Genomic DNA, 14,808 nt, shown 5'->3' on the forward strand with positions numbered 1-14,808 from the left:
TCGACCGCCCGCCGGTCCGGGTGTGTGATCGACGATCATCGCTTGAGATGACCGGGAGGGAGGGATATGAGCACGTCCATCAGGAGAGCCGGCTGCGGCCTGTGGATGACGGCCGTCGTAGCTATGATGCTCTTCGCTCCGCCGGCGTGGGCGCAGCAGGCGGCGGGAGAAGCAGAGGGCGCGAGGCGCCTGGCTCAACAGCAGGAAGACAAACCCGTGCATATGTGCCCGGGGTGCTTGGCGCCGATCTTCACGCAGGAAGGCAGGGGCAGCATTACACCGTACGGGCGCATCGAGCTCGATGGGATTTACAGCAACAGAAACACGAATCCTTTGGATCCGGCCCAGTTCAACGGGTACGCGACCGCTGCCGGCAGCAACAGCCACAATACCAGCACGTTGAATCCCCGCTACAGTGTGTTCGGCATCCGGGCCGACCGGACCGATGGAGTGCATACCCTGACAGGGGTGGTTGAGGCGGATTTCTATGGCGAAAAGGACAATGCTGGAAACCTGCCGCCGCGTCTAAGGCTCGCCTACGCACGCTACACGTATAAAGAGTTGAGCTTGACCGTCGGTCAGGACTGGACCCCGGTGATGGCGTTGCATCCGGACCTGATCGACTTTTCGATCATGGGGTACGGCGGCAACCTCTGGCAGCGTATTCCGCAGATCACCTTTCGGTACCAATTCACCGAGAACCTGGAAGGCGTGATCACCGTGATGCGGTTCGAGCGCGGGCTCTATGCGATTGCCGGCCAGCGCCAGGTTCGGCCGCAGGCTACGCCGAAGGTTGCGCAGGGAGATAACCCTGTTCCTGGGGGAGCATCGAACGATGCGTTCAGCGACCCGATTCAGCATCCCTATTACGGAACCCGGTTCGCCTACAGCAAAGACGGAATGTTGCTGGCGGTCAGCGCGGCCTATCGATATTATCGGTCTGCACCGTATGCAGGATCTCCAACCGGTTTCGGCGGGAACTTCACCTCCGGCCGCGACATCAACTCCTACCTCGTCGGCGGCGAAGTGGTGATCCCGCTCACCAAGGTCCTGAAATTTTCTGGTGAATTGGCCTATGGACAGGCCTTGGGGCAGGAGTTCTTCCGCTTCGGTCAGGATCTGAACCTGACCACCGGCAAACCCATCCGGACCTTGATGGGATGGGGCCAGTTGAGTTGGGCCGCCTCGCGCAAATACACGTTCCTGGCCGGGGCCGGCATGGACAACCCGCTCGACCAGGACGTCCGGGGAAGCACCGTCAACGTGGACACGCAGTACAAAAGCAACTACCGCACCTATCTCACGGCCATTCACCCCATCTGGTCCGATTTCTATATCGGGTTGGAATGGCAACACCTGTGGACGACCTGGGCCGTTGGGACGGGGAGCCAGCATTATCAAGGCGATACCTACAATATTGCCTTCTGGTACAACTTCTGACGCAGCGAGCCGTCAGCGGTCAGCCCTCGGCAAAAAGCTGATCGCTGAGAACTGAAAACTGATAGCTGATATCAAAAGGAGCGTGAACATGAACGAGACGAAACCCCATGAATCAGCCAAGGCACCGCAGGAAGCGAGCACCGATCAGCACCCCTCCCGCCGCGAGTTCCTGACGCAGAGCACCAAGGCCGCTGCCGGGGTGGGCATTGCCGCGTTGCTGGGCAATCTGGGCCACTGGGCCCTGTCCTACGCCGCGGACAAGGAGCCGATCAAGATCGGTGTGCTGCACTCCTTGAGCGGCACGATGGCGATCAGCGAAGTCTCTCTCCGTGACGTGGTCCTGATGGCGGTGGAGGAAATCAACGCCAAAGGCGGCGTGATGGGCCGCAAGATCCAGCCCGTCGTGGTGGACCCCGCGTCCAACTGGGATCTCTTCGCCGAAAAGGCCAAGCAGTTGCTGTTGCAGGACAAGGTGGCGGTCGTGTTCGGGTGCTGGACCTCGGTCAGCCGCAAGTCCGTGCTGCCGGTGTTCGAGAAGAACAACGGCCTGCTCTTTTATCCGGTGCAGTACGAAGGCGAGGAATGTTCGCGCAACGTGTTCTACACCGGCGCGGCGGTGAATCAGCAGGCGGTGCCGGCGGTGGAATACTTGATGAGCAAGGAAGGCGGCGCGTTCAAGAAGTTCTATCTCTTGGGGACGGACTATGTGTATCCTCGCACGACCAACAAGATCCTGCGGGCGATGCTGCTGGCCAAGAAAGTGCCCCCGGCCAACATCATGGAAGAATACACGCCGTTCCATCACCAGGACTATCAGACCATCGTCGGCAAGATCAAAAAGTTCGCGGCCGGCGGCGGCGCCTGCGTGATCAGCACGATCAACGGCGACAGCAACGTGCCCTTCTACAAGGAATTCGCCAATCAGGGATTGCGCGCGGAAGACGCGCCGATCATGGCCTTCAGCGTGGCCGAGGACGAGCTGCGCGGCATGGATACGACGGCGCTGGTCGGACACCTGGCGGCCTGGAACTACTTCCAGAGCATCGACACGCCGGAGAACAAGAAATTCGTGGACGACTTCAAGGCCTACTGCAAGAAGAACAATTTGCCGGACGGAGACAAACGCGTCACCGATGATCCGATCGAAGCGGCCTATTTCGGGGTCTATGTGTGGAAACAGGCGGTGGAAAAAGCTGGCTCGATTGAGGTCGACAAAGTCCGTAAGGCAGTATACGGCATGGAGTTCATGGCGCCGGGTGGCAAGAAGAAGATGGATGAAACCAATCACCACACCTACAAGCCGGTTTTGATCGGAGAGATCCTGAAAGATGGGCAGTTCAAAGTGGTCTGGCAGAGCAAAGGGTTGGTCAAGCCGGAGCCCTGGAGCGAGTACACCAATCCGGACAAGGGATGCGATTGGGTGAAGCACCAGGGGACGTATCAAAAGAAAGCCTGATCGAAGCATAAGCGGGTTAATGCCGCCCGCGTGTTTCGGATTTGTGCAGGTTAGGATGTGAGAATGCGGGTCCCGCACCGACGACCGGGAACCTGTTGCTCTTTTCCGTTGCAACGGGCGCAGGCTTGCACCCCATCCAGTGTAGGGACCCTGCTCCGCACGGACAGGCACCTAGGGCGGTGCCACCCGTATTTTTATCCAGCGGAGGTTCGCCGAGGGCTTATTCAGACGGTGAAAATGTCGTGATCCTCTCGAAGTTTAGAAGGCGACCGTTTTTGATGGGTGCCGGACCGCTTGCCCTCCTGCTTGCGCTGTGGGGAAGTGGAGCGGTGATGGCGGCCGAGGGGGCCGAGGCGCCTACTCCTCCGCCCGCGGTCGAGCGAGCGCTGGCAGACTTGTCGAGCGAGGATGAGACGGTGCGGGAAGCAGCGGTCCGCACGCTCATCGAGGAGGGAGACGAGAGCCTGCTGCCCCGTCTGGACGAGATTCGGGCGGACGCGGATCGCGGCCTTCGGCAGGCGATCAAGCCGGTCATGGATCTGCTCAAGAACCGCGCCAAATTGACAAGTCCGGAGCCCGATGAGCGTCGCTCGGCGGCGACGGACTTGGGGATGCTTGGCCGGCTGGAGGCGATCCCGTGGCTGGAGCAGGCCGCTTCCCGCGAGCCGAATCGTTGGGTGCGGTACACCATGGAGGAGGCGGCGTATCTGTTGAAGCTGGCTGCCGACGACCCGGCCGCCAAAATGGCGGCGGCCGTTAAGTTGAGTGAGCTGCGGAGTCAGAACGCCGTGCCTGCCTTGAAAGAACTGGCGCAGGCTGCCGCTGATCCCAACGCGACCGGCGAGCAGAAGACCCTCGCGATGGCTGCAACCCAGGCTATCGAGCGCATCGAGGTTTGGGCGGCCTGGGCCGGCGCCTTCGAGACCCTCTTCAGGGGGATCAGTCTCAGTTCGATCTTGTTGATCATGTCCATAGGCCTGGCCATTGTCTTCGGATTGATGGGTGTGATCAACATGGCCCACGGCGAATTGATGATGGTGGGGGCCTATGCCACGTTCGTCACGCAGGAATGTTTTAAAGCCTATCTTCCGCCCGACCTCTTCGATTATTATTTTTTGCTTTCCATGCCTCTTTCCTTTCTGGTTGCCGCGCTGTTCGGGCTGGTTCTGGAGGTGACCGTCATCCGCTTCCTGTACGGGCGGCCTTTGGAAACCATGTTGGCGACCTGGGGGCTCAGCCTCATCATGATCCAAGCCGCTCGCGTGTACTTCGGGGACCTCACCGCGGTGGTTGCCCCCAGTTGGCTGAGTGGCGGCTGGCAGATCATGGTGGGGGTTTATCTGCCGTACAACCGGCTCTTCATCATTGCGTTGTCCATCGCATGCGTCGCCGGCATCTATCTCCTGCTGTTCCGATCCGGGCTGGGCTTGCGGGTCCGGGCCGTGATGCAGAACCGCAACATGAGCGCCTGTCTGGGCATCCCTACCAGGAAGGTCGACGCCTACACCTTCGCCTTCGGGTCGGGGCTGGCGGGGGTGGCCGGGTGCGCGCTCACGCTGATCGGCAACGTCGAACCGGGCTTAGGCCAGAACTATATCGTGGACTCCTTCATGGTGGTCGTCACCGGCGGGGTGGGGAAGTTGATGGGCACGATCGTCGCGGCGCTCGGTATCGGGGGGCTCAACAAATTGTTGGAGCCCAGTTTGGGGGCCGTCTATGGTAAAGTCCTCATCCTGGCACTCGTGATTCTGTTCCTGCAGTGGCGGCCTTCGGGGCTGTTCGCGATTAGAGGACGATACGTTGAGTGACAATCGCGCGGGCGGCATGGTCGGGGAGCGGCATGAGCGAAGAGCGACCGAGAGACGAGAAACGTGACCGGGAAGGGCTTGCGTTTTGGTTGGTCGGCTTCTTCCTCCTCGTCCTTCTCCCCCTGCTGAACGTCCTGCCGGCGGAAGATTCCTGGCTCCGTGTCTCGGACTTCACCCTCAACCGCTTCGGCAAATTCCTCGCCTTTGCCATTCTGGCGCTGGGTCTCGATCTGATCTGGGGCTATACCGGCCTTTTGAGTTTGGGACACGGCGTGTTCTTCGGCCTCGGAGCCTATGCCATCGGGATGCATCTCATGCTGGCGATCGGCACCGAGAGCGTGTACGGCAGCGAGTTGCCGGACTTCATGGTGTGGAACCAGGTGAAGGAACTGCCGCTGTTTTGGAAGCCGTTCTATAGTTTTCCGTTCGCCTTCGCCGCCGCGCTTCTTGTCCCGACGCTCTTTGCCTTGGTGTTCGGGTTCCTGGCGTTCCGGAGCCGGATCAAGGGGGTCTATTTTGCCATCATCACCCAGGCCTTGGCGCTCTCGGCGTGGCTGGTCTTTAATCGCAACGAGACCAACCTGGGCGGCACCAACGGGTTAACCGATTTCAAGAAGCTCCTCGGCTTCCAGCTGAGCGAACCGGGCACGCAGCGCGCCCTCTATGTCATCACGGTGCTGTGCTTAGGGGCGGCCTATCTCCTGTGTCGCTGGATCGTCCGATCCCGAACCGGCAAGGTCTTGGTGGCCATCCGCGACAGCGAACAACGGGTGCTCTTCTCCGGGTATTCGCCGGCCAACTACAAGCTGTTTGTCTTTGTCGTCTCCGCGGCTTTGGCCGGACTCGCCGGCATGCTGTACGTGCCGCAGGTGGGGATCATTACGCCGGCCCAGATCGGCGTCTTGCCATCCTTGGAGATGGTTATTTGGGTCGCGGTCGGCGGACGCGGCACGCTGATCGGGGCGATCGTCGGGGCGGTGGGCGTGAATTGGGCGCGGAGTATCCTGACCAACCATTTCCCGAACCTTTGGCCGTTCTTTTTGGGCGGCCTCTTCGTCGCGGTGGTGCTGGTGTTCCCGGACGGCCTGGTCGGGTTGGGCCGAAAGTTGCGGGTGGGCTGGCGCGGGTTGCACAAACCGATGATTGTGCCGGAACCGGCGAGCAAGGGGTGAGCTAAATTCTGAATTATGAGTTCTGAATTATGAATTGATGGAGGCCGCGCCGTTCATCATTCAGACAGAATTCAACATTCATAATTTCACCAAAGGTGGTTTGTGGCCGAGCGCGGGTCCATCATCTATCTCGAGGGCGTGACCGTCGAATACGACGGCTTCAAAGCCCTCGACAACCTGAATTTCATCGTGGACTATTACGAGCTGCGCGTGGTCATCGGTCCGAACGGGGCGGGCAAGACCACACTGCTCGATGTCATCTCCGGCAAGGTCAAGCCGGTCGCCGGCCGGGTGATTTTCGGTAAGGACACCGATCTCATCGGTCTTCGTGAACACGAGATCGCACAGTTGGGCATCGGCCGGAAGTTCCAAGCCCCGTCGATTTATTCCAACCTGACGGTCTGGGAAAACCTCGATCTGTCCCTGCGCCGTCCCAGCAAAGGAGTCTTCGCGACGCTGCTGGGGAAATCGACGCCGGCGGAGCGGGAGCGAATTGGCGAGACATTGGAGACGATCGGGCTCAAGGACAAGGCCTATCTCCGCGCCGGCGCGCTCTCGCACGGCGAAAAGCAGTGGCTGGAGATCGGGATGGTCATCCTGCAGGATCCGGCGCTTCTGCTGGTGGACGAACCGGTGGCCGGCATGACGGATCGTGAGACCGAGCAGACCGGGGTGCTGCTGAAGTCGTTGGCGGACAAGCATGCGATCGTCGTGATCGAGCACGACATGGAGTTCGTGCGGCAGATCGCGCACATCGTGACCGTGCTGCACGAGGGGACGGTGATCTGCGAGGGGCCGGTGGAGAAGGTGCAAGCGGACCCGCGCGTGGTCGAAATTTATCTCGGGCATCATAAGATTGCACATGTTTGAGGAACTGAAGCGAGATGGTGTGAAGCGTCCCTCGACAGGCGACCGGGGGATATGTGCGACGGACAGACGGGACGACGATGTTGCAGCTTGAGAGCGTGAATGTGTATTACGGCGAAAGCCATGTCCTGCGCGACGTCTCGTTCGCGGTCGAGCCGGGGCAGGTCCTCTGTCTGATGGGGCGGAATGGGGTCGGCAAAACGACGACGCTCAAAGCGATCATGGGCGTGCTCCCGGTCCGGTCTGGGCGGGTGTGGTTCAACGGGGCCGATATCACGGAAGACTCGCCGGACCGGCGGGTTCGTCGCGGCCTGGCTTATGTGCCGCAGGGGCGGGAGATTTTTCCGCACCTGACCGTCCGGGAAAATCTGCGACTCGGTTTCTGGGCCGGATCGCCCGCCGACGATCGGATCTCCGAGGCCGCGGCGTTCGACGAAGTGTTCTCGCTCTTTCCCAAGTTGACCATGCTGCTGGAACGGCCCGGCGGGGTGCTGAGCGGCGGCGAGCAGCAACAGCTCGCGATCGCGCGAGCGCTGCTGTCCCAGCCCAAGATGTTGTTACTGGACGAACCGACCGAGGGAATCCAGCCTTCGATCGTGGATCTCATTGAGGAGGTAATCATCGGTTTCAAAGCCCAAAGACGGTTCGCCATTCTGCTTGTGGAGCAGGGTTTGCAGTTCGCGGCGAGGTTGGCGGATAGTTATGTGATCATGGCCAAAGGGGCGGTGGTGGCGTCGGGCAAGACGACGGAATTAAGCCAGGAGCAGGTGCGGCAGCATTTGGTGGTGTGAGAGATGGTGGGAGATGGGACGGCCGGGGCAGGGTCAGTTGCTCGCAGAGCGCCAACTTCGGAAAGTGCTCGCTCGATGTACCTAGTTGACCCTACCCCGGCCATCCCATTGAAGTCCCGCGTGCCTGACTGGAAAGGAGAGAAGGAAGAAACAAGAAACAAGAAAAAGATAGGGTGGTGGCGCCTTTTTGTGGGTGCCCATAGCCCATCGCCTCGCGTCCGTTTCCGGAGTTGAAGTATGCATTTGACGCCGAGAGAGCAGGAAAAATTGCTGATCTATGTCGCCGCGCAGGTGGCGAAGGATCGGAAGGCCCGGGGATTGAAATTGAATCATCCCGAAGCGGTGGCTTATATCACGGCGGCAATTCTGGAGGGCATCCGCGACGGCCGGTCGGTGGCTGATCTCATGAGTTACGGCGCCACGCTGCTGACCCGCAAGGATGTCATGCCCGGCGTGCCGGAGATGATTCCGGAGATTCAAGTGGAAGGCACGTTTCCCGACGGCACCAAGCTGGTCACGGTCCATCAGCCGATCCGCTGATCGCATTCATCGCCGCCATCGTTGGGATCCTGTCAGGGAGAGATGACATGCCGACGAAGACCACGAAGACGACGAAGACGCCGTCCAAGGCTCTCAAGAATACGAGGGCCACGGGGAACGCTCTGGCCACCGCGATCAAAGCCGAGCTGTCCAAGCCCATCATTCCGGGCGAAGTTCTCTTGGGGGCCGAAGAGATCGAGGCCTTCAAGGGGCGCGAGACCAAGGAACTCACCGTGGCGAACACTGGCGACCGACCGATTCAGGTCGGGTCGCATTGTCATTTTTTCGAGGTCAATCGGGCGCTGATATTCGACCGCGAGCAGGCGTACGGGTTTCGCCTTTGCATTCCGGCCGGCACAGCCGTGCGCTTCGAGCCGGGTGAAGAAAAGCGGGTCACGCTCGTGGCTTTGGCCGGGAACCGGATCGCCCGCGGCATTAACGGGTTGACCGAAGGACCGCTGGGCGATCCGAGCACCAAAGCGGGAGCGCTGGCTCGCGCGGCGGAACGCGGCTTTCTTCGGAAGGGAGGCGGGCGGTGAAGATTTCCAGACGGCAATACAACGACCTCTTTGGCCCGACCGTCGGCGACCGGATCCGGCTGGCCGACACCGATTTGGTGATCGAAGTGGAAAAGGATTTCACCTCCTACGGCGACGAGGCGGTGTTCGGCGGGGGGAAAGTGATCCGCGACGGCATGGGGCAGTCGTCGCGGGCGACCAGTGCCGGGGGCGCGTTGGACACGGTGATCACCAACGCGCTGATTCTGGATTACTGGGGAATCGTCAAGGCGGACATCGGAATCAAGGACGGCCGGATCGTCGGCATCGGCAAGGCGGGCAATCCCGACCTGATGCCGAACGTCACGCCTGGTATGACGATCGGGCCGGGAACGGAAGTCATCTCCGCCGAGCATTGCCTCGTCACAGCCGGCGGCGTGGAGACCCATGTCCACTTCATTTGCCCGCAACAATATTGGGAGGCCCTGTCAGCCGGCATCACGACCATGATTGGCGGCGGCACCGGCCCGGCCACTGGCACGAACGCCACCACCTGCACGCCGGGCCCCTGGAACATTCACCGCATGCTGGAAGCGTCGGACGGCATCCCGATCAATTTAGGATTCCTTGGCAAGGGGAACGCTTCGATGCCTGAGGGACTGAACGAGCAGATCGAGGCTGGCGCGATCGGGCTCAAGCTGCATGAAGATTGGGGGACGACTCCTGTCGCGATCGACACCTGTCTGAGTGTGGCCGAGCGGTATGATGTACAGGTTGCGATCCACACGGACACGTTGAACGAGGCCGGCTTCGTGGAAGATACGATCAAAGCCTTTGCCGGTCGGACGATCCATACCTTCCATACGGAAGGGGCGGGCGGCGGCCACGCCCCGGACATCATCAAGGTGTGCGGGCAGCCGAACGTCTTGCCGTCCTCCACCAATCCCACCATGCCGTTCACCGTCAACACGATGGACGAGCATCTGGACATGCTGATGGTCTGCCATCACCTCAACAAGAATGTGCCCGAAGACGTGGCGTTCGCGGAATCCCGCATCCGGCGAGAAACTATCGCGGCGGAGGATGTGCTGCACGACCTGGGGGCGATCAGCATGATGTCGTCCGATTCGCAGGCGATGGGGCGGGTCGGCGAAGTCATCATCCGGACCTGGCAGACGGCTCATAAGATGAAAATCCAGCGCGGTCATCTATCCCCAGGTGGTGGCGAGGACTCGGCGCGGCATGATAACTTTCGGGCGAAGCGTTACGTGGCCAAATACACGATCAATCCGGCCATCACCCACGGCATCGCTCATGAGGTGGGATCGGTCGAAGTCGGCAAGCTCGCGGATCTGGTGATCTGGAAGCCGGCCTTCTTCGGAGTCAAACCCGAACTGGTTCTGAAGAGCGGGTTCATTGCTACAGCGGCGATGGGCGATCCAAATGCCTCGATCCCGACGCCGGAGCCGGTCCTCAGTCGGCCTATGTTTGGGTCCTACGGTCGGGCGCTCTTTCGCACGAGCCTCACCTTCGTCTCACAGGCCGCGCTGGATCGGGACGTGCCCAAGAAACTGGGGTTGCAGAAACGGATCGTGCCGGTCAAGCAGTGTCGCGGTCTCACCAAGCGCGACCTCAAGCTGAACGACGCCCTGCCCAAGATCGAAGTCGATCCGGAAACCTACGTTGTGACCGCCGATGGCGTCCAATTGACCTGCGAACCGGCGGTGGTGTTGCCGATGGCGCAACGGTATTTCCTCTTTTAGAGCGGTCAGTCGTCAGCGGTCAGCTTGTTGCTGATATGTTGCAGATAGCTGATGGCGGATAGCCGACGACTGGATATGGATACCCTCTCGCTCATTCGCGGGCTCCGCTTTATCGACAGTTTCTTTCCGTCCGGGGGATATGCGTTTTCGTCGGGGTTGGAAGCGGCGGTGCGGGGCGGAGCGGTGCAAAGTGCGGACGATCTGTCCCGGTACGTCGAGGATCTGTTTCGTGGAGGCATAAGCCGGCGTGAAGCGGTCGCTGTAGCGGTGGCTCACCAGGCGGTCGTGACCGGCAGGTTGGAGGCTGCGCTGAAGGTTGATCGTGAACTGGATGCGATGAAGATCGGCCGAGAGTCACGGATGGCGAGCCGGCAAATGGGACGACAGGTGATCCGAGTGGCGGCCGAGCAGTTCAGAGCGTACCGGCTTCTTGAGGAATTCCGGACGGCAGTTGAAGAGGATCGCGCCCCCGGACACTTTCCTGTGAGCATCGGTTTGGCGCTGGCCACCTGCGGATGGACGAGAACCGACACGGTTGCCGCCTATCTCTACCAGACGGCCGTGGGGTTTGTCTCAGCCGCGATGAAGCTCTTGCCGGTGGGACAACGGGAAGGCCAGCGGTTGCTCGAGCAGTGGGCTCCGCTGGTCGCGCACTTGAGCAGGCAGACGCCAGGCTGGTCCGCGCTCGCGTCCTGGTCGCCGGTGCAGGATATTTACGCCATGCGGCATAGCCAACTGGAGTCGCGGCTGTTTAGGTCCTAGCTGAGAGCGTCTCTATATGGGCGGCCAACATCGCCATGACCACGGTCCTCACGGCGGCGGCAGACCCACGCGAGCCCGCGCCAAGCACATCCCGGTCATCGGCATCGGCGGGCCGGTGGGCTCGGGCAAGACGGCACTGGTGGAAGCCATCTGCAAGCAGTTGCGCGGTCGCTACAGCCTCGCCGTGGTGACGAACGACATTTTCACGAAAGAAGACGCGGAATTTCTGACCAGGCGTGGTGTGTTGCCGCAGGACCGTATTCTCGGCGTAGAGACAGGCGGCTGCCCGCATACCGCCATCCGCGAGGACGCCTCGCACAATCAGGAAGCCATCGATGACCTGGTGCGGCGCCACCCTGATGTAGAACTGCTGTTCGTCGAGAGCGGCGGCGACAACCTCGCAGCCACCTTCAGCCCAGAACTGGTGGATTACGTTATCTACGTGATCGATGTGGCGGAAGGCGACAAGATTCCCCGCAAAGGGGGCCCGGGCATTACGCGGTCGGATCTTTTGGTGATCAACAAGATTGACTTGGCTCCGTATGTCGGGGCCGATCTGGGAGTGATGGAGCGGGATAGCCGCCGCATGCGCGGCGATCTGCCGTTCGTCTTTACGAACCTCCGGAGCGGCGAGGGATTGGCTCGAGTGGTCGAGTGGGTGGAACACGTGGTCGCAAGCAAGAGGAAAGTTGGGGTGTAGATTGCGGACGGTTATATGGTCGCAGTTCGCCGCTCGAAGTTGAAGAACGAGTCTCCGTTTGTCGCGAACCTTGAGTCTCGAACCTCGACCTATTCCGGAGTCTCGTCCGTCGGCCGGAAGGGAACGTTGGCACTGGAGTATGTTCGGCAGGGACCGCAAACGGTGCTTTCCCGGTCATCCTGCCGCACCCCCTGGCATCTCTTGCCACCCATCTATCTCGACGACACGGGGTGCGCCTATACGCTGTTGCTCAATCCTTCCGGCGGCTTGGTTGGTGGCGACCATCTGACGCTCAACCTCTCGCTGGGAGGGCGCGCGCATGTGCTCATGTCCACGCCCTCCGCGAACAAGGTCTACCGCTCGTTGGGGGCACAGGCCGCGCAGGTTGTCGAGATAACGGTTGGCCCGGAGGCCATCCTCGAGTGGATTCCGGAGCCGACTATTCCGTTCGCCGGGTCGCGGTTTTGCCAAGCCATTCACGTCACGCTTGCGCCGAGCGCAGCGGTCGTGCTGTGGGACGCGATTGTCTCGGGACGGATTGCGGCTGGGGAACGATGGGCGTTCGCATGCCTCAAGAACGAGATTCGAATCGCGACGGCATCGGGCGCTTCCATTTTAGAGCGATACACTCTTTGCCCTGGCGACAGCTCCGGCGAAGTGGGTCTGGTTGAACCGTGGAACTATGTCGCCTCGCTGTATGTGGTCAGTGAAGCTGTGGATGACGAAGTCTGGAAGCGATTGGAAGAACGTTTGGCGTCCCTCCTCGATGAGCGACCCGAGCGAATCCTCGGCGGCGTCTCCCGGCCGGCCGTCACTGGCCTGGCGGTGAAATTGGTCGCCCGGTCCGCGCCGGATCTTGCCTTCGTGCTCGATGGGCTCTGGCAGGCCACGAGAAGGGAACTGTGGAACTTGCCGCCTGTGGTGTGGCGAAAATATTGAAATGGATTTCCCTGTAAGGGATTTGACAGTTCTGCGGTTCAGGTGCTATCCTAGCCCCGCTTTGGGGGAGACAACGGCGTCTCCCTTCAACGAAGACAACGTATTGGTCGGTGGACAATGACGTCCTCGGTCCCCGAGCGGGATTGAGGGCGTTTTTTTTTGGGGGAGCCTCCAGGTCCGAGTTGGTGGCTTAAAGATTTGAAGAGGGAACGGCCTCCTTGGCTCCTTTCTAGCTGAGGACTGAAAACGGATATCACCATGCGTTCGTTTCGTATCGCCATGGTCCAGATGAATCCTACGGTGGGTGATCTGGACGGCAACGTCAAACGGATCGTCGGGTGGCTCCGCGAGGCCAGAAAGGCCAAAGCGGATCTGGCGGCTTTCCCTGAATTGGCGGTGACGGGCTATCCGCCCGAAGATCTCTTATTGAAACCTCGCTTCGTCGAGGACAATCGTCTGGCGCTGCAAGAAGTGGTTCGGGAATGCCGGGATATCGCCGCGGTCATAGGATATGTGGGGCAAGGCGGGGTGTCTGGGCACAAGAGCCTCTCGCCGATGGTCGTCCCTGCCAGCCGGCACGAACTTTACAACGCCGCCGCTGTCATCGTGGATCGGCGTGTGGTCGCAACCTACAGCAAGTGGTTCTTGCCGAACTACGGCGTGTTCGACGAGAGCCGATATTTTCATCCGGGTCGGCGCCTTCCCATCGTGACGCTGAACGGCACTGTCTTGGGGGTAAACATTTGTGAAGATATCTGGCTACCGGAAGGACCGACCAGGATTCAGGCGTGGGCCGGCGCGGAGGTGATCGTCAACATCAACGCCTCCCCCTTTCACGTGGGCAAGAGCCGGTATCGAGAACAGATGCTGGCCACCCGGGCGCGCGAAAACGGCGTGATCCTGACGTACACCAACACCGTCGGCGGGCAGGACGAGCTGGTGTTTGACGGGAACAGTCTGATTCTGGATCAGACGGGTGACGTGATCGCGCGGGGCAAGGCGTTCGAGGAGGACCTCCTGGTTGCCGATCTCAACATTGAGGCAGTGGCCCGGTTCCGGATGGCGCATGGCCGAAGGAAGGCGCTGGCCGGGAAATTCGCTTCGGTGATCGACCGAGTCGATCTTGTGATGCCGACCGCCAGCCGGAAGCGGATGCCCGTCGTTCCGCCGTTGGCGACGCCGCTTGATTCGATCGAAGAGGTCTATCGGGCTTTGACGCTGGGCGTGCGCGATTATGTGCGCAAGAACGGGTTCAAGCGCGTAGTAATCGGGCTCAGCGGGGGTGTGGATTCGGCGTTGACGGCGGTGATCGCGGTAGACGCGCTGGGGCCGGCCAACGTGCTGGGCGTCTTCATGCCGTCGCCGTACACCTCCAGAGAAAGCCGCGAGGATGTCGCCGATCTGGTCCGGCGGCTGGGCATCGCGCTGTGGACGATTCCCATCACCGGGCCGTTCCGATCCTACCTGAGAGCACTGGCGCCGATCTTCGGAGACCGGCCTGCCGACACGACGGAGGAAAATTTGCAGGCCAGGATCCGGGGCAACATCCTGATGGCGTTCTCCAATAAGTTCGGACATCTCGTCCTGACCACCGGCAACAAGAGCGAAATGAGCGTCGGGTACGCCACGCTGTACGGGGACATGGCCGGCGGCTTTGCGGTGATCAAAGACGTGCCCAAGACGATGGTGTACGAACTGGCGCGGCTGCGCAATCGCTGGGGCGAGCGTGCGGTGATTCCCAAACGGATCCTCGATCGCCCGCCGACGGCCGAGCTGAAACCCGGTCAGAAGGATGAAGACACGCTGCCTCCCTATGCGACGCTGGATCCGATCTTGAAAGCCTATGTGGAGGAAGATCGGTCGCTCGAAGAGATCGTCGCCATGGGGTTCGACCGCGAGACCGTCGCGCAGGTCATCGGGATGGTGGATCGCAGCGAATACAAGCGGCGTCAGGCGCCGATCGGGATCAAGATCACGCATCGGGCGTTCGGCAAGGATCGGCGAATGCCGATCACGAACGGATACCGGAGCATGTGACCTCCGCCGGTCGACGATGACGCGGTCGCCGGTGGA

The 14,808-nt window shown here is 61.0% G+C and carries 13 protein-coding genes; all 13 read left to right on the forward strand.

Annotation, left to right across the window (positions count from 1 at the left end; all coding sequences use genetic code 11):
* Positions 1–66 precede the first annotated feature (66 nt).
* The 13 genes from ACWHTU_RS06905 (at position 67) to ACWHTU_RS06965 (ending at position 14,772) form a co-directional block, all read left to right on the forward strand.
* Positions 67–1,440 (forward strand): hypothetical protein, encoded by a 1,374-nt coding sequence (locus ACWHTU_RS06905; protein ID WP_447862697.1) that lies wholly within the window; start codon positions 67–69, stop codon positions 1,438–1,440.
* Positions 1,441–1,528: 88 nt separating this feature from the next.
* A complete protein-coding gene (urtA, locus tag ACWHTU_RS06910) occupies positions 1,529–2,896 on the forward strand; it encodes an urea ABC transporter substrate-binding protein (protein ID WP_447862699.1) in 1,368 nt (455 codons plus the stop codon).
* A gap of 278 nt (positions 2,897–3,174) precedes the next feature.
* Positions 3,175–4,704, forward strand: coding sequence for an urea ABC transporter permease subunit UrtB (gene urtB / locus ACWHTU_RS06915; protein WP_447862701.1), 1,530 nt, complete (start codon positions 3,175–3,177; stop codon positions 4,702–4,704).
* A gap of 32 nt (positions 4,705–4,736) precedes the next feature.
* The gene (urtC, locus tag ACWHTU_RS06920) at positions 4,737–5,876 is read left to right on the forward strand and encodes an urea ABC transporter permease subunit UrtC (RefSeq protein WP_447862702.1); all 1,140 of its coding nucleotides are present in this window, start codon (positions 4,737–4,739) and stop codon (positions 5,874–5,876) included.
* Between the two features lie 102 nt (positions 5,877–5,978).
* The gene (gene urtD / locus ACWHTU_RS06925) at positions 5,979–6,746 is read left to right on the forward strand and encodes an urea ABC transporter ATP-binding protein UrtD (RefSeq protein ID WP_447862704.1); all 768 of its coding nucleotides are present in this window, start codon (positions 5,979–5,981) and stop codon (positions 6,744–6,746) included.
* Between the two features lie 77 nt (positions 6,747–6,823).
* Positions 6,824–7,534, forward strand: coding sequence for an urea ABC transporter ATP-binding subunit UrtE (urtE, locus tag ACWHTU_RS06930; RefSeq protein WP_447862705.1), 711 nt, complete (start codon positions 6,824–6,826; stop codon positions 7,532–7,534).
* A 237-nt stretch (positions 7,535–7,771) separates the two neighbouring features.
* Positions 7,772–8,074, forward strand: a complete 303-nt coding sequence (locus ACWHTU_RS06935; protein ID WP_447862706.1) for an urease subunit gamma — start codon at positions 7,772–7,774, stop codon at positions 8,072–8,074.
* Between the two features lie 47 nt (positions 8,075–8,121).
* Positions 8,122–8,613, forward strand: coding sequence for an urease subunit beta (locus ACWHTU_RS06940; RefSeq protein WP_447862708.1), 492 nt, complete (start codon positions 8,122–8,124; stop codon positions 8,611–8,613).
* Complete coding sequence (gene ureC / locus ACWHTU_RS06945) at positions 8,610–10,334, forward strand: urease subunit alpha (protein WP_447862710.1); 1,725 nt, start codon at positions 8,610–8,612, stop codon at positions 10,332–10,334. Before ACWHTU_RS06940 ends, ureC begins: the two co-directional genes overlap by 4 nt.
* A 51-nt stretch (positions 10,335–10,385) precedes the next feature.
* Complete coding sequence (locus tag ACWHTU_RS06950) at positions 10,386–11,096, forward strand: urease accessory protein UreF (protein WP_447862712.1); 711 nt, start codon at positions 10,386–10,388, stop codon at positions 11,094–11,096.
* 16 nt (positions 11,097–11,112) lie between these two features.
* Positions 11,113–11,796, forward strand: coding sequence for an urease accessory protein UreG (gene ureG / locus ACWHTU_RS06955; protein ID WP_447862714.1), 684 nt, complete (start codon positions 11,113–11,115; stop codon positions 11,794–11,796).
* A gap of 15 nt (positions 11,797–11,811) precedes the next feature.
* Positions 11,812–12,735, forward strand: coding sequence for an urease accessory protein UreD (locus ACWHTU_RS06960; protein ID WP_447862715.1), 924 nt, complete (start codon positions 11,812–11,814; stop codon positions 12,733–12,735).
* Between the two features lie 258 nt (positions 12,736–12,993).
* Positions 12,994–14,772, forward strand: coding sequence for an NAD+ synthase (locus ACWHTU_RS06965; RefSeq protein WP_447862717.1), 1,779 nt, complete (start codon positions 12,994–12,996; stop codon positions 14,770–14,772).
* Positions 14,773–14,808 lie beyond the last annotated feature (36 nt).

Source organism: Nitrospira calida, from assembly GCF_976986435.1.